Genomic DNA, 21,211 nt, shown 5'->3' with positions numbered 1-21,211 from the left:
CATAATATCAGCCTGCATTGAATTTTGGAGTCGCCTGACATGGAAAATCACATCTCTGGCTCTTGGATATTGGACAAAAACGAAGTAAAACCGTTTATTTCTTTACTTAAAGAATTTTCTATTCTTGAAGTTAAGGGAGAAGATGCAGAAGCTTTTCTGCACGGTCAATTCACCAACCACATTAAAAATCTCGGCGAGTCCTTTCGTTTAGCGGCTTACTGTCAGCCGCAAGGCAGAATACTCGCGCTCATGCGTGTCGTTAAATATAACGATGCATACTTGCTCATTTTGCCCTCCGATCTTGTCGCAGGATTCGTTAAACGTCTTTCCATGTTTATTTTGAGAAGTAAGGTAACGATCCGAGAAGCTCAAGAATTATCCGTTTACGGTCTCATTGATCCGAATATGGCTTTGCCTGAGATTGACCATGCCGTTTTAACCAATGGTTATTTGATCGGTCGCGTCCGTGATTGGAACAATAAAGCCAGGGTTATGGTTGTTGGCGATGCTCAAACCCTCAATGATCGTTTTACGGGCGCAACCGATGATGCCGCTCTTTGGTTTAAGAGTGATATTGAATCAGGCACGCCGTGGGTTTTTGAAAAGACTAAAGAAGCCTTCATCCCTCAATGGATTAATCTGGACAAAATTGGCGGCCTAGTTTTTGATAAGGGCTGCTATCCCGGCCAAGAAATCATCTCGCGCGTTCAGCACATCGGATCAACTCCTCGCCGAATGATCGTGTTAAAGGGCAACGATTCTGTTACTGTCTTAGCTAACACGGACATTTTCCAAGCCAATCAAGCAGTCGGTAACGTCGTAATGAGCGTGAATTCAAACTCTGAAACCGTTGTCTTAGCCGAAGTCACATTAAAGAGTATGGAAGGCGGCACCTATCAAATCAATGGTGTTTCTTTCTCAATGTCAGCACTTCCATACAGCCTTTAAATTACTGACAAAAAAGCCTCGGTCACAAAATGACAACCGAGGCCTTTTTTTGCATCCGTAAAAGTGGCTTATTCTTGAGTCATCGCCTTTTTCTGGTCACCGGCCAAAACAACCGTCAACCCATTGCGATCGACCATTTTACGGAAAGCATTGTTGACTTCTTCAAGAGTCAAGTTGCGCACCGTTTCATCCCGATCTTGGGCTTCTGTCCAGTCCACTCCCTCATTCATCATTTGAACCCAATGATAGGCAATAAGGTTATCCTGACTGCGATTGACCGCACGGTATTCGATAAAGCCTTTTTTCGCTTCATCCAATTCCTCTTGTGTAAAGCCTTCCTTCAAAACGCGGTCAATTTCTTCATACAGGGCAATTTCAGCTTTTCTCAAATTTTGAGGAGCCAAAATAGCCTGCATGGTCCAACTCGCATCATTGCCAAAAGCAGGAATATTAACACTGCTGCCGGCGCCGTAACTTAAACCGTCCTTTTGACGAAGACGAAGCATCAGGCGATTGGAAAGACCGGAGCTGCCGCCAAAAATCCAGTTGGCAAGCAACATCGCGTCGGTCTCCGGGTCGTTTTTATTCTGAGCGAAATCGAACCGAGCGACAATCGTTGCATTTTCCTTATCAGGTGTGTCGATAATGATGCGCGTGGCAGGCGTATCAAAATGCTCACGAACGATTCGTTCATATGGAACCTGAGAAGCTTTTTGATTTAACAAACCTTCAAGTTGAGCGCGGACAGCTTGGGCATCGAAATCACCGACAATAGAGATTTCCCCGCGTTCGATTCCGAACTGTTTGTCGTAGTAGTTTTTCACATCTTCAAGTGATGTCTTCTCAATCGCCGCCTTCAACTCCTTGCTTGTCAGACGATAACGCGGATCATCTTTAGGATAGTGATTGAAGTGTTCGGTGATTGCATCACGGGCTTGAATGCGCGGATCGTCCATTCGGGATTGAACGTCATTGGCAAACTCGGCCTTTAATTCATCAAAATCCTTTTGCGGCATGGACGATTGCGTCCAAAGCTCTCCCATCAGTTTCAAGGCATCGGCCAAATGTTCACGAGTGGTCGTAAATTGTCCGATATCCCCTTCAATCTGAAGTTTTGTGAAAGCATCGTTGATTTCCTCGCGGCTCATAGTTTTTGTTCCGCGCTCAAGCATGGCACTCATCAAAGCCGCCACGGCTCGCTTATCTTTGCGGGAATCATAGTTGCCATAGCGGAATTGCGCCCTGACCACAACGGTTTCACCGCGGGTCTTTTTCGGTAAAAGGGCGACATTAACGTCCCCGATGGTAAAGCGATCGGTGCGTGCGTTGAGATTGGCAGGGCTGGAATCAAAGACTTCAGCCTCCTGGCCCTGTTCCTTGAATTGATGCTCTGAGAGAACTTGATCCAGAGTCGGTGCCGGAGTCATTTGAGCGCGCTGAGGCTTATTGTCAGGAATAAACGTACCGACCACGCGGTTATCACGTACAAAATAGCGCTTCCAAGCCTGCATCACATCTTCAGGCTTCATCTTTTCCCAACTGTCACGATGAATAAAGAAAAGCCGCCAGTCCCCTAAAGCAATAAAGTCCGAAATATCCACGCCGAACGTTTCAGGATCGGCAAAAGTTCTTTCGTAGAGCGTTTTTTCTTCTCGAGCCATCAAGGAGAGATCTTCAGCCTGCAAGGGTTCTTTATCAAAAGTTGACTCAACCGTTTCGATAAGAATCTTTTGAGCTTTATCCACATCACCGTCTTTAGGCAGCATGGCACCAAACATCGCCAAACCCGGATCATGAGCCGGCATCGGCCAAGCAAAGACTTGTGTAGCCAGGCCGGTTTCGACCAGCGCTTTATGTAAACGGCCACGCGGCGTATCGCCCAAAACATCAGCACCTAAATTAATAAGCTGGGCATCAGGATGCAATGCAGCAGGAATCCTGTAGCCAACAGCAACGACTTTCATTTCGCCAGCGCGACGAATTTCAAAAGTGCGAGGACCGTCTGCAATGGGTTCTTCTGTCCACTCCGGCTCTAAGATGCGAGTGGGTTTGGGAATAGCACCGAAAATGCGTTCGATTTTCTTGAGCGTATCGGCTTCATCAAACTTACCGGAAACCATCAGCACGGCATTGTCGGGTTGATAATATTTGCGATAGAAAGCTTGCAGATTTTCGATTTTCACATTTTCAATATCGCTTCTGGCTCCAATCGTGCTGTTGCCATAGTTGTGCCAATCGAAAAGAACCGACTGCATGCGCTTTAAAAGCACACTCACCGGGTTATTTTCACCCATTTCAAATTCGTTTCGAACAACCGTCATTTCCGTGTCCAAATCCTTTTGAGCGATAAAGGAATTGGTCATGGCGTCAGCACTCCAGCCGAGAGCCCAATCAAGATTGTCATCAACGGCATTGAAAGAAACAAAATAATTGGTTCGATCAAGCCAAGTGGAACCGTTCATCTTAAAACCACGGCGCGTGAATTCCTTTGTCGGTTCCGGACAGTTCTTAGAACCCTTGAACATCAGGTGTTCAAGCAAGTGAGCCATCCCCGTTTCGCCATAACCTTCATGGCGCGAGCCCACTAAATAAGTCATATTGACTGTAATGGTCGGTTTACTGAAATCCGGGAAAAGCAAAACCCGCAAACCATTGGCCAAACGATATTCTGTAACACCTTCTACGGTCACAACTTTCTGAGCGGATTCTGTATTCTGTGCAACGGTTGATGCGTCATTCATAGGGGTACTTGTGTCCTTTTGCCAAAATGTAAAGCCCACCGCACACACAACAACGATGCCGGCTGCGGCAAGCCATTTTTGTTTTTTATTCATGGAGTCGTCCTTCGCTTTCAAACAGGATCGACGTTAGTGTAATCAATTTGATCCACAACATTTGGTACGAAAGTTCCTAAGTGTATCGGAATATTGCCGCCTTAGACAGCCATAGCCGTTTGAGGTATAGTGCAGAGGTTTAATAATCATGCCGAAGATTTATTGTGAAGGCCTTTTTCGATCTCCTACCCGTCATCTGCTTTTTCATTACCTTCAAAGTAGCAGGCTCTTATACAACTGAACTGACTCCGATTGTTCCGGTTGCAGCCGACCTCATTCCCATTGTGACAGCCACCGCTGTCATCATTGTGGCAAGCATTCTTCAGATGGGCTTTATTTATATGAAGGGTCAAAAACCCTCCAAAATGGCTATTTTCTCCACCCTTTTGGTTGTGCTTTTTGGCGGAATGACAATCGCTTTTCAGGATCCGGCCTTTATTCAATGGAAACCCACTTTACTTTATTGGCTTTTTGCTGCCATACTGCTTTTCGGCCGCTTCGGAAAAAAGGATTACATTAAAAAAGTATTCACCGGCATTTCCATGCCCGACCACGCATGGAAGAAAGTTGAGAACTTTTGTCTCATCTTTTTAATTGCCATCGGTTTTATTAATATTTTTGTTGCTTATACTTTCAGTATGGATATTTGGGTGGACTTCAAGCTCTTCGGCCTTTTGGGGCTGACACTTCTTTTTACAATTGGGCTTGGATTTTATGTCGCCAAATACGCTGAAGAAGCGCAAAATACAGGCCATCATAATTAATTATTCTTTTTGTTATTGAGGATATTTATGCAACACAAAGCTTTAGTCATCGGTTTGTCCTTGGCCCTGGCCTCCACAATGGCCTTGGCGGCACCGACCGCTGTTACCGTCAACGGCAAGACGATTTCTGCTCAAGCTCAAGAAAAGATCATTCAACAAATCGTTAAAAATGGTCAAAAGAGAACGCCTGAATTGGAAATGCAGGTTCGTAATCAGCTCATCCAAAAGGAAGTTCTTTTACAGGAAGCCAACCGTAAGAAGCTCGCCAACCGTGCCGAAGTTCGTGATGCAATCAATAACGCTCGTGACAGCGTACTCATTAACGCTCTTATCGCGGATTTCGCCAAGAAGAATCCGGTTAAAGACGCTGATGTGAAGAAGTTCTACGAAGAACAAAAGAAGGCATACGGCGACAAGGAATACAAGGTCAGCGTCATTACGGTTAAGACCGAAGCAGACGCCAAGAAGGTAACGGAAGCTTTGAAGGACGGTGATAAGTTTGCCGATGTGGCTAAGAAGTATTCCATGGATAAGAGCACCAAGGATAAGGGTGGCAAGATCGACAACTGGACGTCTTCTGCCAATTTCCCGCAAATGATCGGTTTGGCGATCCGTTCACTCGATGACGGTGACTATACCGAAGTGCCTATCCGTGCCAACGGCGGCTATTACATTATCCGTGTGGATGATTCTCGTAAGGCTCAGCTCTTCCCAGAATACAGCAAGAGCAAGGATCACTACAAGAACATGTTAGTTCAAACGAAGGTTCAACAAAACATTCAAGAGTTGTTCCAAAAGGCCAACATTAAGGTCGGTAAGTAATCGACAACACTTCTCAGAAAAATGCCCCGTTTTCTCGGGGCATTTTTTGTGTCAGCACTTTTTAGGCGGGTTTCTCTTTTTGCTGTCCCACGCCCAGTGCCGTTAAAAGCGCACCCGTTTGGAATAGGCCCACAAGCACAAGCGCCAACGAGAAGAATCCTGCATCAAGCAAAGGCCCGGCAACAAGCGGAGCCAGTGTCTGCCCCACATCCATTCCGCAATACGTGAAACCGTAAACGCGACCAAAACTGTGGCTGCCTAAAAACTTCATGCAGGCGCCACGGATCAACAAGTCTCGTGACGGAGTGGCAACACCGACCCCTAAGCCCATGATTCCCATTAAGGGTAAAACGCACCAGGGACCTAAACCTTGCCAAGCAAGCAAAATAGCCATCACAGCCGAAACCGACATGCTTGCTGCAATGACATGATCGCTTCGTTTAAAAGCCTTGGCTATGTAAGCGCCGGACAGTACCCCAATGATTGAACCGATCATGTACGCTGTCAAACCTCCTGTCGCGATCTCAAGCCCCACATGATATGTGGCGTTGAAAATGGACGGAGCGAAATTCTGCAAAATACCCAGAGCAAACGAATTGCAGAAAAAGAAGAGAAAGCAGAGCCAAACAACCAGAAGTTTAAGAAAAGCAAATCCCGCATCCCCTTTGGCATCATTTTGCTTTTCTTCCTGTGTTAAGCCATTGCCTTGAGCCAATGCCCGGTCAAAAAGAGCATTATGAAAAAGAAGAACCACCAACACAACCAAAGCCATAATGCCGGCAGTCGCCGCGGCCAAACGCCAACTTCCCGTATAGGTTGCAACCGCCACCATAAATATCGGCGCCAATGCCCAACCAATGTTGCCAACAACTGAGTGAATTGAGAAGGCAAACGGCAAACGCTCGTTGGTAATGCAACGGTTCATGATGGAATAATCCGTCGGATGAAAAACACTATTGCCAAGACCCGCGCAGGCAGCCACCGGATAAAACCACCAATAGCTTTGAGCGATGCTGAAAAGAAAACCGGCAATCATCAATAACGTGACACCGCCGTACAGACACACTTTTGCGCCGAATTTATCGACTAGAACACCGCTTGTGGCCTGCCCTAACGAACTGCAGATGAAAAAGACGGTCATCACCGCCCCCATCTGGGCAAAGCTCGTGCCAAATTCAGGCATGATCCACGGGAAAAGCGGCGGAATGATTAAATGAAAATAGTGAGACAACCCATGCGCCACGCCCAAAAGCGTGATGAGGATAAAGTCTTGCTTTCGGGCTTCGTTCATAGGACTCACCTCTCTTAATTAGCTTTCCAAAGAAGTGTCGAGATTGCCAATACAGTAAAAATGACCGCACAGACCTTGTTAAGGATAGTCTGAACCTTTGGGCTGCGCAAGCGATCCGCTAACGTTCCGGCGCACCAGGCAATGGCGCTAAACACAACCAAAGTACAAACTAAAAATGTCATTCCCATAATCAGCATCTGAACCATTACTTGAGATTCCGTTGATCCTTTAATAATGAACTGCGGGAAAAACGCTAAGAAAAAGATCAGCACCTTAGGATTGGTGATATTCATCAAAATACCACGACGCCAAAGCTGGAAATTGCTCAGCCGTGGATATTTTTTAGCGGACTCCCCGCTTGCACCGCCAACCGGTGCATTCCAAGCGCCCCAAGCAAGATAAAGCAGATAGGCTGCACCCGCAAATTGAATAATCATCAAAAGCGTGGGCGAAGCAGCCACAACGGCAGCGACTCCGAAAGCTGCCAATAAAGTTTGAATAAATACCCCTACACAAAGCCCCAGTGTGACAAAAATGCCCGCACGCGCACCATACATGGCCGATTGAAGTAAAACAAATAAATTATCCGGACCGGGAGCAACCGCTAAAACCGCGGCGGCGATTGTAAAACTGACCCACAAATCAAATGGCATTTTCACCCTTTCAAAAACTAAAGCCTCCGTTTCCATAAGGTTGCGGAGGCTTGATCTCAGAAAAGCTCTAAGAAGTTATCGGACTTTAACCGACAAACTTTCTTGCGTTTCTGAACATTCTCATCCACGGACTGAATTCACCCAAACTATCAGGAGCCCAACTCATTTGAACCGTACGATGTGTACGTTCAGGGTGCGGCATCATGATCGTAAAGCGGCCATCTGGTGTCGTAACACCAGTAATACCGTCAGGTGAACCGTTTGGATTAAACGGATAAAGTTCCGTCGGACGTCCGGCCGGATCCACGTAGCGAGCAGCCAAAGTAGCCAATTTAGCATCCTCAGCTGATAACCATTGAACGTGACCTTCACCGTGAGAGTTAACGATCGGCATCATGCTGCCCGCCATGCCGTCAAAGAAAATAGACGGGCTCTTCATGACTTCAACCTCAACCAAACGAGCCTCAAATTGCTCGCTGACATTGCGAACAAACTGCGGCCAATGGTTTGCGCCAGGAATAATGTTACGCAGATGACTCATCATCTGACAACCGTTACAAATACCTAAGGCAAATGTATCAGGACGGTTAAAGAAGGCTGAGAACATTTCAACCATCTTGGGGTTACGCAAAATGGTCGTTGCCCAACCGCCACCAGCACCTAAAACGTCACCGTAGGAGAATCCGCCACAAGCGGCCAGACCGGCGAAATCCTTCAGATCGCTTCTACCGGACAAAAGATCAGTCATATGCACATCAATGGCTTCAAAACCGGCTCTGGTAAATGCAGCGGCCATTTCAGTCTGACTGTTAACCCCCTGCTCACGCAAAATCGCAATACGAGGACGAGCACCGGAAGCAATAAACGGAGCCGCAACATCCTCTTCGGTATCAAAAGTCGTGCGTACAAAAAGCCCCGTATCATCTTCCATCGTGCAGCGGGCGTATTCCTGATCTGCGCAGGCAGGATTGTCACGCATACGGGCAATTTGCCATGACACTTCCGTCCATGCTTTTTGCAATTCGCCACGAGACTCTTCAAAGAGTTTTTCTCCGTGGACATGAATTTGCAAGGCATCTGCATCCGTCACTTCACCTACAAAATGCGTGCAGTCTGCTAAGCCTGCATCTTTAACCGCTGCATGAACCTCTTCGATACGGTCAGCACGGATCTGAAGCACCGCTCCCAATTCTTCATTAAAGAGCGCAGGAATAACGTCTTCAACCAGAGAAGTCTTAGCCATCGAGGTCAGATCAAGTCGAACACCCGTATGACCAGCAAACATCATTTCAGCAACCGTAGCCAGCAAACCACCGTCAGCACGATCGTGATAAGCCAATACGCAACCGGCCAGCGTTAACTTACGAACCAGCTTCACAAAGGCTTGCAGCTTCTTCGGATCATCTAAGTCAGGCGTTTGTGAACCGAATTGCTGAGTAACCTGAGACAAAATGGAGCCGGCCATGCGGTTCTTACCACCGCCCAGATCAATGGCCACTAAAACAGAACCGATATCAGTACGAAGCTGTGGCGTCAAACTCAAGCGGACATCACGAACAGGTGCTGCTGCAGAGACAATTAAAGAAACCGGTGAAGTAACCGTCTTCTTTTCACCATCATCTTCCCATGTCGTCTTCATAGAAAGGCTGTCTTTACCCACAGGAATAGCCAAACCCATTTCTTGGCAAACGACGCTGGCCGCGCGAACAGCGTCAAAGAGCTTGGCATCTTCGCCCTTCGTGCCACAGGCAGCCATCCAGTTGGCAGAAAGCTTCACCAACCCTAATTCAATATCGGTACTGGCAATGTTAGTGACCGCTTCACCAATAGCCATACGGCTTGCTGCCGCGGCATCAGCAATGGCCAACGGGGTTCTTTCACCCATACTCATCGCCTCGCCGCGATGACCGACAAAACTGATGTTTGTCACAGCCGCATCAGCAACCGGAACCTGCCACGGTCCAACCATTTGGTCACGATGAACGAGACCGCCAACCGTACGGTCACCAATTGTGATCAGGAAACTCTTGCTACCGACAGTCGGATGACGCAAGACATCCTTAACGGCAGTTGCCAAATCAATACCTTTGGCTTCAAACTCAGGCAAGTGTTGTTCAACGTGTTCAACCGTGCGATGCATTCGGGGAGCTTTACCTAAGAGCACTTCCATCGGCATATCGACTGCCGGTGTCTCCGTTTCACCACGAGCGACAACCAAGGTGTTGTCTTCACTGATGGCACCCAATACCGCATACGGGCAGCGCTCACGCTTACAAATTGCATCAAAGACTTCAAGCGATTCAGGAGCAATCGCGATGGAATAACGTTCCTGACTTTCGTTACACCAGATTTCAAGCGGACTCATACCGCTTTCCTCAACGGGTACCTTGGTCAAGTCAAGCTTGGCACCATGGCCAGACAAATCAGCCAATTCGGGCATGGCATTGGAAAGACCGCCTGCGCCCACATCGTGAATGGCCAAAATCGGATTCTTATCACCACTAGCCCAACAACGGTCAATAACTTCCTGAGCACGACGTTCCATTTCGGGGTTGCCGCGCTGAACGCTGTCAAAATCCAAGGCTTCAGAGTTAGAACCGGTGGTCATGGAACTCGCAGCGCCGCCGCCCAAACCAATTCGCATGCCCGGACCGCCGAGACTGATCAAAAGCGTTCCCGGGGGCAAACTTGTTTTATGTGTTTGGTCATTGCGGATGTTGCCGATGCCACCCGCTAACATGATGGGCTTGTGGTAACCGTAGCGTGTTCCTCCTGTGTTATTTTCAAAAACACGGAAGTAGCCTAAAACATTGGGGCGACCGAATTCGTTATTAAAAGCAGCTCCACCCAATGGCCCATCGATCATAATCGACAACGGACTGGCGATGCGACCCGGTTTACCATACTTTTTGTCCGTATGATCGGCTGCATTTGTCACGTCCTTGTCGTTTTCCCAACCTTGAGGGGCTTCAGGTAACTGCAAAGAAGAAACGGTAAAACCGCAAAGACCGGCTTTGGGACGAGCACCGCGACCGGTTGCACCTTCGTCACGGATTTCACCGCCGGAACCGGTAGAGGCTCCCGGGAACGGAGAAATAGCAGTCGGGTGGTTGTGGGTTTCAACCTTAAAGACCGTATGAGTCAGTTCCTCTTCTTCAGTAAACACACGACCGAAAGCTTCTCCATCGGGTGTTCTCGGGTACAGACGCGGCACTTTGGCGCCTTCAAAAATAGCGGCGTTATCAGAATACGCCACAATGGTTCCTTGGGGATGTGCCTTGTGGGTTTCACGAATCATGCCAAACAAAGTGGTGTCTTGATCCTTTCCGTCAATCGTCCACTTCGCATTAAAAATCTTATGGCGGCAGTGTTCCGAATTAGCCTGTGCAAACATCATCAATTCCACATCCGTGGGATTGCGTTTGGCTTTCGTAAAAGCTTCGGTCAGGTAATCAATTTCATCTTCGCTCATCGCCAAACCCATGGAAAGGTTGGCGTCGGCAAGCGCCTGTCTGCCTTCTTTTAACAGGTCGACCGTCACCATCGGTTTGCCGGGTAATTCCAAAAAGAGTTTGGATGCATCAAAATCGGCCTGAACCACACTTTCGGTCATGCGGTCGTGCAGGACGCCTGCGACTTGAGCCAAAACAGACTCTTCAGGGATTTGACCGTTGAAGTCAATGTTATAGAGCGTACCTCGTTCGATGCGCGCAATGACATCCAAACCGCAATTGTGGGCGATATCGGTAGCTTTACTGGCCCAGGGACTGATCGTACCCAAACGTGGGATAACCATGAAGGTCGCATCCGCTTTGACATCCTCGCTATCAAAGCCATAATGCAAAAGCGCCTGTAAACGGGCGCTTTCATCTTCTGATAATGCTTTTTGTGCATGCACAAAGTGTACAAAACGGGCTGATACACCTTGAGCAGCCGGAGTGACTTCACGAATTCGCTTCAGAAGTCGTGCGGCACGAAATTCAGACAGCGCACTGCTGGCCATCAAAGTAAACATCGATGCGGTGTTAGACATGGCGAATAAAATCCCCTGAAAAATCTTCTTGATGAAGAAAAGGAAAAAGACTTAATCGAATTATTATAAGAATCAACCCAATTAAATTAACGCTTACCGAGCATTTCGCCTGACTTTTTTAACTTTACTGAAAGCTAATTATCAAATTGCTTGTCACAACGCGGTTAATCTTCGAAAATTTTCCCCTCTATTGATTAAAATGTCATCGTTTATTTGGTGGAAAATAGGGAGCGGCTCAGACAATGTCGACCACGCTTTTAAATTTAGAAGAATTGGGTGAATTAGAAACCCGTTTAAGTCATGTGTTGCCGGAAGGCACTTTGATGGATCGCGCCGGATTCGTGGCTGCCAACTGGATTGATGATCAATGCGATGCAGCAAGCACCATTGTTATTCTTTGCGGTCAAGGCAACAACGGCGGTGACGGCTACACGGCAGCAGTACATTTAAAGAGCCGCGGCCATCATGTCATTTGTGTCGCTGTCGGTGGCAAGAAGCCAAAAACCCAAGATGCCTTACGAGCCTATAACCATTGGTTAGAAAAAGGCGGCGAAGTTATCGACGATCCTTATATGGCTCCCAAGGCTGACGTAGTGGTCGATGCTATGTTGGGTGTCGGTATCACCAAGGCAATTTCGGGTGACTACATTGATGCTGCGCTTTGGTTTAATGAAAGACAAGCGCTTCATATGGCCATTGACGTTCCAACTGGCATTGATGCAGAAAAAGGCAATTGGGTCGGGGGCATCAAAGGATGTGTGGCCGATATGACCCTAAATCTGATCAGCGCCAAAGCCGGTTGCTTTATGAATGACGGTAAAGACGCAAGCGGCATGGTCACGTTATCCGAATTGGATGTATCCGTTCCCCTTTCTTCTTTAAGTCTGATTGATACAGATGACTTCAAACACATTCTTGAGTTACGTAAATATCACTCTCATAAGGGAACATACGGTCACTGTGTGGTAATCGGCGGAGACAAAGGCAAAGTCGGCGCCGCACTTTTAGCCGCTCGTTCAGCCCTGAAGCTTGGCGCAGGCAGCGTTACCGTCGAATTAATGGCACCTAACGCACCACTTTACGATCCGATGCAACCGGAATTAATGATCACCGATGAACCCGTCGATTTTTCCAATGCCGATGCCATTGTTATCGGCTGTGGAATGGGATTCAGTCAAAAAGCCAAAGATCGTTTAATTGCCGCCGTTCGCTCCAATGTTCCGTTAATCATTGACGCTGATGCTCTTACGATGATCTCTGAAGATCAATCACTTGAAGATGAAGTGCTTGCTCGTAAAGCTCACACTGTCATCACGCCTCACCCAGGTGAAGCGGCCCGAATGTTGCATCGTGATGTTAAGAGCGTTCAAGCTGATCGCGTAACAAGCGCTCGTGAATTATCGTTACAAACCGGAGCGATTACTGTTCTGAAAGGAACAGGCACAGTCGTAACACTCAGAAGTTCGCGCTCATGGATCAATCCGACCGGCAACGCCTGTCTTGCCACGGCCGGTTCAGGCGATGTATTGGCCGGCATGATCGGTTCTTTCTTTGCTCAAAAGTTTGATTTAGTCAGTGCCACTTTAGGCTCCGTTTGGTTACATGGCGAAGCCGTTCGAGCCAGAAATACCGGTATTGTTGCGATGGATATTTGTGATCGCGCTGCACGCGCTCTTGAAATTCTGCGTTGGGGCGGCAATCCTGATGATCTGGTTGATCCTTACGACGAAAGTGAGTTCATCTTAGATGAAGATGGTCCGGGTGAAGCCATCGCTCGTACTATGGGTTCTGAAGAAGCTTAAGAAAGCGACTTAAAAAACCAATAAAAATCCCCATTTCCTAAAAGGATATGGGGATTATTTTTACCCTTTTTGGCAGTCTGCCACCTAAGGCAGACTTTCCGTTAAAGGTTAAGGAGCGACATCTTCTTCCGTGGGTTGATAACCCGGCTTATATTCGTCCTTAAGGATTTGTGTACCGAACTTCGTTTCTAAGCCACTGATAAAGGCTGCCTGTTCAGGGTTGCTGTAAAGCTGAGCCAATTCAGCTTTACGCATTGCCAATTGTTCAGGAGAAGCTTCAATCTTCTTGGAGCTTTGAACTTCGATGACGAAGTAAGAACCGTCCTGCGTTTGAACGCCGGTGTAGGTCGGAAGCTTATTGGCTTCAGGACGCAAGGCCGCTGTCACCACTTCATAAGCGTAGGCACCCGGACGCTCACGAGAGATAACCGTCTTGTCGCCAAACTTGGCGCTGGCGGACTTTTTATCCAAAAGCTTTGCAATATCAGCCGATCCTTGAGCACGAGCGGCTTCCGTCGCCTTCTGATTCTTCAACGTGGCGACAATGTCACCCTTGACTTCATCAAAAGTCTTCACGGTCTGCTTGTGGTGTGCCGTCACGCGTGCGGACAATAAGGTATTTGAGGCCACTTCAATAGCATTTGAATTGCGTTTATCTTCCAACACGTCAAAGCCGTAGAGAGCTTCAATGACATTCGGATTGATGAGTGGGTCTTCAAAATCTCGCGTAACATTCTTAACCGTTTGAATCTTTAAACCAAAACGTTCTGCCACAGGTTGAAGCGATTCACTTTGTTCATAGACCATATTGGAGAAGTTTTCAGCGTCTTCAGCAAAGGCGCGAATAGCAGCCTGTTGCTGATAGAGTGCTTCAATTTCACCGCGAACTTCCTTCAAAGGCTTCGCTTGAGCAGCCTTAACATCAACAATCTTGATGATGTGGTAGCCAAATTGAGTCTTAACCGGAGCAACCAAATCCCCCTTCTTGCCGCTAAAGACAGCATTATCAAATTCGGGAACCATCATGCCTTTTTGGAAAAAGCCTAAATCACCGCCTTGACGGGCGCTACCCGGGTCAGCCGACTTGGACTTGGCAAGTTGAGCAAACTTGGAAGGATCCGCTTGCAATTGCTTATAGATTTCATCGGCTTCTTTCTTGGCATCAGCATCCGTTTTTTCGTTATTGACAGCAATTAAGATATGGCTGGCACGGCGCTCTTCGGGGGTCGAGAAGCGTTGAAGATTTTGCTCGTAGAACGTTTTGATGTCATCTTCACTGGCTTTAATGTTTTTATAGCTCTCAGGAGATAAGACAACGTATTCGATATCCACACTTTCAGGAACAGCAAAGAGCGACTTATTCTGATCGTAGTAGCTTTGTGCTTCAGCATCGGTTACAGAAACACTCTTTAAGAAAGCGGTCGGCTTAATTTCAAAAGTACGGATGGTTCGTTCTTCTGTTAAAAGATCATGAATGCGTTGAGCAACCGTATTGCTTGCCTGAGTTGTCTGGGAAACAGCTGACAAGAGCATTTGACGCGTGAGGTCGCGACGAAGTTCAAGCACGAACTGCTCATCGGACTTACCCATGCTGTTTAAAAATTGTTGATAGGCTTCGGTGGAGAATTTACCGTCGCGTTGGAAGGCAGGAGCCTGTTTAACCAAATTAATGGCATCGGCTTCGCCAACATTCATATATTCACTGGCGATTTCAAGAGAGATCGCTCGATCGCTGATCAAGGCGGCCAAGATAGAAGCTCGTGCCTCAGCCGTATCAAGCATATTGGGCTTGAAACTTTGCCCCATTTGACGACGGAAATTATCCAAATACTGACGTTTGGCGTTATCAAAATCCATCATCGTGATAGAAGTGTCACCAACGGTTGCCAAATCGTTTTCAGAATCTGACATACGGTTATAACTATAAATACCCGTGACAACGAACGAAGGAATAATGAAAATCATGGCGATAAACATCATCCAGCGCTTGTGTGTACGAAAAGCCTGAAGCATTTCTCAATCCCTAAATGAAATAAAAATTGGAATGCGATCACTGAATCGCAAAAATGCGTTAATTCTAGCAATTACAAGGCGCAACCGCTCGAAGAAAGAACAAAAGTTTACGAAAAACAGCAGGAAAGAAGGATGTGGGTAAGAGAAAGAAGACTGGCGGAGTGGACGGGACTCGAACCCGCGACCCTCGGCGTGACAGGCCGATATTCTAACCAACTGAACTACCACTCCGAACCGTAGAGGCTCGATGCGAACTTCGGTGATCGTTGGCGGAGTGGACGGGACTCGAACCCGCGACCCTCGGCGTGACAGGCCGATATTCTAACCAACTGAACTACCACTCCAAAACCGAAGAGGCATCAATGAACAATCAGCGTTGGCGGAGTGGACGGGACTCGAACCCGCGACCCTCGGCGTGACAGGCCGATATTCTAACCAACTGAACTACCACTCCACTATCGGACGGATTGTTCCACCTGTTTGATTTCGTGCAATTGAGAAGTCTACTCGCTTTCAGAAAGCTTGGCGGAGTGGACGGGACTCGAACCCGCGACCCTCGGCGTGACAGGCCGATATTCTAACCAACTGAACTACCACTCCGTCGACCTACAATCGCTTGAAGTTGTGGTGGGTGCTAAGAGGTTCGAACTCCTGACCTACGCCTTGTAAGGGCGCCGCTCTACCAGCTGAGCTAAGCACCCACAACTCTCAAACAGAAACCCGCATATTACACTACAAAAGTCCTTAATTCAAGGGCCAAACAAACTTTTTTCACATATACAGACCAATGATACAAAAGGAGTCCGATTTGAACTCCTTTTGCACCCAACCAAACTAGCTTCCGTTATGATGCGGCAGATCCCGTTTGGCTACCTAAAACAGAGTGTTTGATGACATCCGTTTTCACTTCGCTAGTTAATTCATCAAAGCGTTTCATCGGATTTTTCACCAACGCAATCGGCAAAATCTCATCAATCCACTTCACCGGAATAATTTCCAGACCGTTCTTGACATTATCCGGAATCTCTTGCAGATCCTTCACATTGTCTTTAGGAATCAAAACGGTCTTTACACCGGCTCTGAGCGCTGCCAAAAGCTTTTCTTTCAAGCCGCCGATTTCCAAAATCTCACCATGAAGCGTGATTTCACCGGTCATGGCCACGTCGGGACGCACCGGAATCTTAGTCAAGGCAGAAACCATGGCTGTCGTAATTGCCCCACCGGCACTCGGTCCATCCTTCGGTGTTGCACCTTCCGGGAAGTGTAAATGCCAATCGGTCTTGCCGAAAATGTCCGAATCAAGTCCAAGACTATCGGCACGGGCTCGCACCACACTGCGCGCAGCTTCAACTGACTCTTTCATGACATCACCAAGGCTGCCCGTACGTTGCACCTGCCCCTTACCGGGGAACACAGCCGCTTCAATTTGAAGCAAGTCCCCTCCGACTTCAGTCCAAGCCAACCCGTTAACCTGACCAATCTGCGGCTCTTTCTGTGCCAAACCGATACTGAAGCGTTTAACACCCAGATAGTCGCCGATATTCGAAGAATTAACGACCACCGTATCGATTGTCTTTTTCTTCGCTCCACGTTTTTTGGGCGCAGCTGCCTGTGCAATCAATGCATTTTTAACCGTCTTACGACAAATCTTGCTGATTTCACGTTCAAGACCACGTACCCCCGCTTCACGCGTGTAATAACGGATAATGTCTAAAATCGCCTCATCTTCAATCTGAAGTTCTTTATCTTTCAGACCATTTAACTTCATCTGTTTTGGTATCAGATGACGCTTGGCAATGTTGAGTTTTTCATCTTCCGTGTAGCCGGACAGGTAAATCACTTCCATACGATCGAGCAACGCTTGAGGAATATTGAGCGAGTTGCTCGTTGCGACAAACATTACATCGGAAAGATCGTAATCAACCTCGACATAGTGATCCTGGAAGGTATTGTTTTGTTCAGGATCCAAAACCTCCAACAGAGCACTGGCGGGATCCCCACGGCTATCCATCCCCATTTTGTCTACTTCATCGAGCAAAAAGAGCGGATTGCGAACACCGGCTTTCGTGATGCTTTGAATAATTTTCCCGGGCATAGAGCCGATATAAGTGCGTCTATGACCACGAATTTCAGCTTCATCACGAACACCGCCCAAAGCCATACGGACGAACTTACGATTCGTTGCCCTAGCGATGGACTGACCTAAACTGGTTTTACCAACACCGGGAGCACCGACTAAGCAAAGAATAGGCGCTTTGACCTTATCAACTCGAGACTGAACAGCCAGATACTCAAGAATGCGCTCTTTGACTTTCTCTAAACCATAGTGATCAGCCTCGAGAATATCACTAGCTTCCTTGATATTCTTGCTGACGCGACTCTTTTTGGTCCAAGGCAAGGCCAAAAGCGTATCCAAATAACCACGAACAACCGTAGCTTCTGCGGACATGGCCGGCATCATACGAAGTTTCTTTAACTCACTTTCGCATTTTTCCCGAGCTTCATCACTCATGCCGCTTTTAGCGATTTTTTCTGCATATTGGTCGATATCGACCATATCTTCTTCGCCGCGACCCAATTCTTTCTGAATCGCTTTCATCTGTTCGTTGAGGTAATACTCACGTTGATTGCGATCCATTTGACGCTTGACTTGACGTTGAATCTTCTCTTCAATCTGTACTTTGTCAATGAGTTCGCTCACACGAGCCAAAACCTTTTCAACACGATGAATCAAGTCTGGCTCTTCAAGCAATTCCTGACGTTGCGAAGCAGAGATATCCAAATAATGGCTGGCAACATCAAGCGTTTCTTCCAAAGAGTTCTTATTCTTCAGAAGATTAATCAGATCTTTGGGTAAAGCCGTATTGACCTGCGTAAAGTTAGTAAAGGCCGTCATCAATGCCTTCAGCCAGGCTTCCTCTTCAAGAGGCTGCTCTGGACGAACGGTGACCATCGGTTCGACCATGGCACTAATGTAGGCTTGTGAAAAATCAAGCCATTGAACCTTCACACGATATAACGCATTAATCAAAAGCTTTACGGAACCGTCTTGAAGCGTGATGCGTTGCAAAACACGAGCAACCACACCCACATCAAACAGATCCTCCGCTTTCGGCTCATTCACGTCGGGCTTTTTCTGAGTCAAAATAACAATCTGATCCCCTTCACCCATGGCTTGAATGGCCGCCAGACTCATTGCACGACCGGCATAAACCGGTTGGATGCATCCGGGGAAAATCACCATATCGCGCAGAGGAAGAACAGGCAAAACTGCTTGTTTCTTTTTAGATTTAGTTGTCATCGATTTCTATACCATAGAGACTATTACAGGGCGTATATGGGGACGAAAATCAAAATTTCAACCCCAGACGGCCCTGTACAACATTATTTATAAAAGCGAGAGTAACAGTTTTAATTAGGTTTGTAATCAGACAAAGACAAACAGATACAAATTAGGTTCGTTTGAGCAATATTTTCAGATTAACGCATACGAAACCGTGATTTGACCTTTTTTCAACTTAATTTTCTTGATTTCAACTTGACCAATTTCGTTTAAAGTTTTGACATGGGTTCCACCACAGGGATAGGCAGGCAGATCGCCCCAAGTCACTGTGCGGATTCCGTTATTTTCGTTTAAAACTCTCACAAAGGCTTGAGTGATAATTTGATTAACCTGTGCCTGAAACTGAACACAATCAACCAATTCCACGGATGCCGGGACGTGAGGTTCGAATATCACCCGAGCTTCACCCGGGAAATGATTGCCGCGGGTTGCGTGCCAACCTAATTGATCGCCGACCAGGCCGATAATATGCCCTGCTGAATGCAATCTTGAGTGCAAATGGCGTTTCTCTGAATTAACTTTGAGGACAACTTCTCCGGCAACTTCACGGTCAGTTATATGCAAAACAGCTTCAGGTGTGTGCACAACTTTAACAACTGAAACGTTATTAATTGTTCCGATATCGGAAGGCTGACCGCCACCTTGTGGATGAAAAATTGTACGGTCAAGTGCTACAGCATACAGACCATCACCGGTCGGCAGACAGGACAAAACACTTGCCGTACATTCTGTTGAATCTTCAAAAAGGTATAAAAGTTCTGTCATCTGCGGATATAAATCGGTTTAGCAGATTCATTGATCACGCGCTCATCAACGACCACTTCTTTGACATCCCCTAAACTCGGGACTTCATACATCACATCCGTGAGGACACCTTCGACAATGCTTCTTAAGCCGCGAGCGCCTGTTTTACGTTTGATTGCTTTCTTAGCAATGGCCACAAGAGCTTCTTCCGTTACAGTAAGCTTGACGCCTTCCATTGCAAATAACGCTTCAAATTGCTTGATCAGCGCATTCTTGGGTTTAACGAGAATGCTGATCAAAGCTTCTTCCGTGAGTTCCTCTAAAGAAGCAATCACTGGCAAACGGCCCACCAGTTCCGGAATCAGACCATACTTGACTAAATCCGTCGGCTCGACTTGAGCAAAAAGCTCAGTGAGCGACTTTTCGTTCTTGCTCTTTAATTGAGCGGCAAAGCCAATTCCGGCACGTTCACCTCGACGTTGAATAATCTTATCGAGTCCGTCAAAAGCACCACCACAAATGAAAAGGATATTTGTGGTATCCACTGTCACCATGGCTTTGCCGGGGTTCTTTCTGCCACCCTGTTGCGGAAGATTGGCTTGAGTTCCTTCAATAAGTTTTAATAAAGCCTGTTGAACACCTTCACCGGAAACGTCACGGGTAATGGAAGGATTTTCACTTTTACGGGCAATCTTATCTAATTCATCCAGATAAATAATGCCGCGCTGGGCTTTTTCAATATCGCCGTCAGCCGCCTGAAGAAGCTTGAGCACAACATTTTCAACGTCTTCGCCGACATAACCGGCTTCTGTCAAAGTTGTTGCATCGGCAATAGCAAAGGGGACATCAAGCATTTTTGCGAGGGTTTGCGCAAAAAGCGTTTTACCGGAGCCGGTCGGACCAATGAGCAAAATATTACTCTTGGCTAATTCAACGTCCGTTGTTTTATCGCTCAAGTGTCTCAATCGTTTGTAGTGGTTATAAACCGCGACAGAAAGAATTCGCTTGGCGCGATCTTGCCCTATAACGTATTGATCTAAACGATCAAAAATTTCCTTGGGCTTGGGCAGCGGTTTATTCAGGAAACTTTCTTGCGGTGCTGTGTCTGAGGCAGCGGCAGAAGCTGTCTCCCCAGTCATCGACTCAAGCGCCATACGGGCGCAATCCGAACAAATGCTAACGCCATTGGCAGTTACCATGTGTTCGACTTCACTTTCACCACGACCACAAAAAGCACAGCGATTTTGTTTGTCCGACATTGATATCCCTAATTAAGAAAAGGGAGGACAACGCCTCCCCTGTTGAAACGGTACGAAGTTTCGTTTACTTCAACATTTGTCCGCGTTTGACATAAATCTCATCAATGATACCGTATTGTTTGGCTTGAATCGGATTCATGTAATTATCACGATCAGTGTCTCGGGCAATGGTCTCAATAGACTGACCGGTGCGTTCAGCCAAAATGGTATTGAGGGTGAGTTTCAAATCCAAAATTTCTTTGGCTTGAATTTCAATATCACTGGCCATACCCTGAGAACCGCCGGAAGGTTGGTGAATCATGATACGGGAATTGGGCAAAGCAAAACGCTTGCCTTTGGCACCGGCAGCCAAGAGGAACGCTCCCATACTGGCCGCCATCCCGACACAAATCGTGCTCACATCAGGTTTGATGAATTGCATTGTGTCGTAAATACCCATACCGGCGTAGACACTGCCACCGGGACTGTTGATGTAAAGCGAAATATCTTTTTCCGGATCTTCACTTTCTAAGAATAAAAGCTGAGCGATGACTAAATTGGCACTCTCGGTTGTCACCGGACCGGTAAGAAACACCACACGGTCGCGCAACAAACGGGAAAAAATGTCAAAAGCACGTTCCCCACGTCCACTTTGTTCAACAACAGTGGGCACGAGATTCATGTCTGCATAAGTCATCGCCATAGCATTCATCCTTTTATCGGAGA

The 21,211-nt window shown here is 47.1% G+C and carries 13 protein-coding genes and 5 tRNA genes; 4 read left to right on the top strand and 14 right to left on the bottom strand.

What is annotated here, in order from left to right; genetic code table 11:
• The first annotated feature begins 39 nt into the window (after window positions 1-39).
• Window positions 40-948, top strand: a complete 909-nt coding sequence (gene ygfZ, locus M3080_RS06015) for a CAF17-like 4Fe-4S cluster assembly/insertion protein YgfZ (protein WP_249092304.1) — start codon at window positions 40-42, stop codon at window positions 946-948.
• A gap of 68 nt (window positions 949-1,016) precedes the next feature.
• Here the strand turns inward: ygfZ and M3080_RS06010 are convergent, their stop codons facing one another.
• The gene (locus M3080_RS06010) at window positions 1,017-3,782 is read right to left on the bottom strand and encodes a M16 family metallopeptidase (RefSeq protein WP_249092303.1); all 2,766 of its coding nucleotides are present in this window, start codon (window positions 3,780-3,782) and stop codon (window positions 1,017-1,019) included.
• Between the two features lie 164 nt (window positions 3,783-3,946).
• On the opposite strand from M3080_RS06010, the gene M3080_RS06005 reads away from it, so the two are divergent.
• Together M3080_RS06005 and M3080_RS06000 are read left to right on the top strand one after the other, a co-directional pair.
• Window positions 3,947-4,546, top strand: coding sequence for a septation protein A (locus M3080_RS06005; protein WP_249092302.1), 600 nt, complete (start codon window positions 3,947-3,949; stop codon window positions 4,544-4,546).
• 27 nt (window positions 4,547-4,573) lie between these two features.
• Window positions 4,574-5,368 carry a peptidylprolyl isomerase gene (locus M3080_RS06000; protein ID WP_022472734.1) on the top strand — a complete coding sequence of 265 codons (795 nt, stop codon included), beginning with the start codon at window positions 4,574-4,576 and terminating at the stop codon, window positions 5,366-5,368.
• 61 nt (window positions 5,369-5,429) lie between these two features.
• Here the strand turns inward: M3080_RS06000 and M3080_RS05995 are convergent, their stop codons facing one another.
• The 3 genes from M3080_RS05995 to purL all read right to left on the bottom strand — a co-directional run bounded on the left by M3080_RS05995 (window position 5,430) and on the right by purL (window position 11,345).
• The gene (locus M3080_RS05995; protein ID WP_249092301.1) at window positions 5,430-6,659 is read right to left on the bottom strand and encodes an MFS transporter; all 1,230 of its coding nucleotides are present in this window, start codon (window positions 6,657-6,659) and stop codon (window positions 5,430-5,432) included.
• A 14-nt stretch (window positions 6,660-6,673) separates the two neighbouring features.
• Window positions 6,674-7,312 (bottom strand): LysE family translocator, encoded by a 639-nt coding sequence (locus M3080_RS05990; RefSeq protein WP_249092300.1) that lies wholly within the window; start codon window positions 7,310-7,312, stop codon window positions 6,674-6,676.
• Between the two features lie 85 nt (window positions 7,313-7,397).
• On the bottom strand, window positions 7,398-11,345 hold the full coding sequence (gene purL, locus M3080_RS05985) for a phosphoribosylformylglycinamidine synthase (RefSeq protein WP_249092299.1): 3,948 nt from the start codon (window positions 11,343-11,345) through the stop codon (window positions 7,398-7,400).
• Between the two features lie 242 nt (window positions 11,346-11,587).
• Here purL and M3080_RS05980 point away from each other — a divergent pair, with 242 nt between their 5' ends.
• Window positions 11,588-13,147: an NAD(P)H-hydrate dehydratase gene (locus M3080_RS05980; protein WP_249092298.1), complete on the top strand. Its 1,560-nt coding sequence runs from the start codon at window positions 11,588-11,590 to the stop codon at window positions 13,145-13,147.
• A gap of 108 nt (window positions 13,148-13,255) precedes the next feature.
• Here M3080_RS05980 and M3080_RS05975 read toward each other — a convergent pair whose 3' ends face one another.
• From M3080_RS05975 to clpP, 10 genes are all read right to left on the bottom strand, one after another.
• The gene (locus M3080_RS05975; RefSeq protein WP_249092297.1) at window positions 13,256-15,160 is read right to left on the bottom strand and encodes a SurA N-terminal domain-containing protein; all 1,905 of its coding nucleotides are present in this window, start codon (window positions 15,158-15,160) and stop codon (window positions 13,256-13,258) included.
• Window positions 15,161-15,314: 154 nt separating this feature from the next.
• Window positions 15,315-15,391, bottom strand: a tRNA-Asp gene (locus tag M3080_RS05970).
• A gap of 36 nt (window positions 15,392-15,427) precedes the next feature.
• Window positions 15,428-15,504: transfer RNA gene (locus tag M3080_RS05965), tRNA-Asp, on the bottom strand.
• A 33-nt stretch (window positions 15,505-15,537) separates the two neighbouring features.
• Window positions 15,538-15,614: transfer RNA gene (locus M3080_RS05960), tRNA-Asp, on the bottom strand.
• A 69-nt stretch (window positions 15,615-15,683) separates the two neighbouring features.
• Window positions 15,684-15,760: transfer RNA gene (locus M3080_RS05955), tRNA-Asp, on the bottom strand.
• Window positions 15,761-15,785: 25 nt separating this feature from the next.
• A tRNA-Val gene (locus M3080_RS05950) sits at window positions 15,786-15,861 on the bottom strand.
• 143 nt (window positions 15,862-16,004) lie between these two features.
• Window positions 16,005-18,461 carry an endopeptidase La gene (lon, locus tag M3080_RS05945; protein WP_249092296.1) on the bottom strand — a complete coding sequence of 819 codons (2,457 nt, stop codon included), beginning with the start codon at window positions 18,459-18,461 and terminating at the stop codon, window positions 16,005-16,007.
• A gap of 174 nt (window positions 18,462-18,635) precedes the next feature.
• The gene (locus M3080_RS05940; protein WP_249092295.1) at window positions 18,636-19,268 is read right to left on the bottom strand and encodes an alanyl-tRNA editing protein; all 633 of its coding nucleotides are present in this window, start codon (window positions 19,266-19,268) and stop codon (window positions 18,636-18,638) included.
• Window positions 19,265-20,506 carry an ATP-dependent Clp protease ATP-binding subunit ClpX gene (gene clpX / locus M3080_RS05935; protein ID WP_249092294.1) on the bottom strand — a complete coding sequence of 414 codons (1,242 nt, stop codon included), beginning with the start codon at window positions 20,504-20,506 and terminating at the stop codon, window positions 19,265-19,267. Before clpX ends, M3080_RS05940 begins: the two co-directional genes overlap by 4 nt.
• Window positions 20,507-20,570: 64 nt before the next feature.
• Entirely contained in the window at window positions 20,571-21,197 is a 627-nt protein-coding gene (clpP, locus tag M3080_RS05930) for an ATP-dependent Clp endopeptidase proteolytic subunit ClpP (RefSeq protein ID WP_283162560.1), read from the bottom strand.
• Between the last annotated feature and the right edge of the window lie 14 nt (window positions 21,198-21,211).

Source organism: Parasutterella secunda, assembly GCF_023336895.1.
GTDB lineage: Bacteria > Pseudomonadota > Gammaproteobacteria > Burkholderiales > Burkholderiaceae_F > Aphodousia > Aphodousia faecalis.
This window is presented reverse-complemented; position numbering and strand designations above follow the sequence as displayed.

Excerpts from the sequence above, each read along its gene's own strand:
- lon (WP_249092296.1), bottom strand. The coding sequence starts at position 18,461 with ATGACAACTAAATCTAAAAAGAAACAAGCAGTTTTGCCTGTTCTTCCT.
- M3080_RS05995 (WP_249092301.1), bottom strand. The coding sequence starts at position 6,659 with ATGAACGAAGCCCGAAAGCAAGACTTTATCCTCATCACGCTTTTGGGC.
- clpX (WP_249092294.1), bottom strand. The coding sequence starts at position 20,506 with ATGTCGGACAAACAAAATCGCTGTGCTTTTTGTGGTCGTGGTGAAAGT.
- ygfZ (WP_249092304.1), top strand. The coding sequence starts at position 40 with ATGGAAAATCACATCTCTGGCTCTTGGATATTGGACAAAAACGAAGTA.
- purL (WP_249092299.1), bottom strand. The coding sequence starts at position 11,345 with ATGTCTAACACCGCATCGATGTTTACTTTGATGGCCAGCAGTGCGCTG.
- M3080_RS05940 (WP_249092295.1), bottom strand. The coding sequence starts at position 19,268 with ATGACAGAACTTTTATACCTTTTTGAAGATTCAACAGAATGTACGGCA.
- M3080_RS05975 (WP_249092297.1), bottom strand. The coding sequence starts at position 15,160 with ATGCTTCAGGCTTTTCGTACACACAAGCGCTGGATGATGTTTATCGCC.
- clpP (WP_283162560.1), bottom strand. The coding sequence starts at position 21,197 with ATGAATGCTATGGCGATGACTTATGCAGACATGAATCTCGTGCCCACT.
- M3080_RS05980 (WP_249092298.1), top strand. The coding sequence starts at position 11,588 with ATGTCGACCACGCTTTTAAATTTAGAAGAATTGGGTGAATTAGAAACC.
- M3080_RS05990 (WP_249092300.1), bottom strand. The coding sequence starts at position 7,312 with ATGCCATTTGATTTGTGGGTCAGTTTTACAATCGCCGCCGCGGTTTTA.
- M3080_RS06010 (WP_249092303.1), bottom strand. The coding sequence starts at position 3,782 with ATGAATAAAAAACAAAAATGGCTTGCCGCAGCCGGCATCGTTGTTGTG.
- M3080_RS06000 (WP_022472734.1), top strand. The coding sequence starts at position 4,574 with ATGCAACACAAAGCTTTAGTCATCGGTTTGTCCTTGGCCCTGGCCTCC.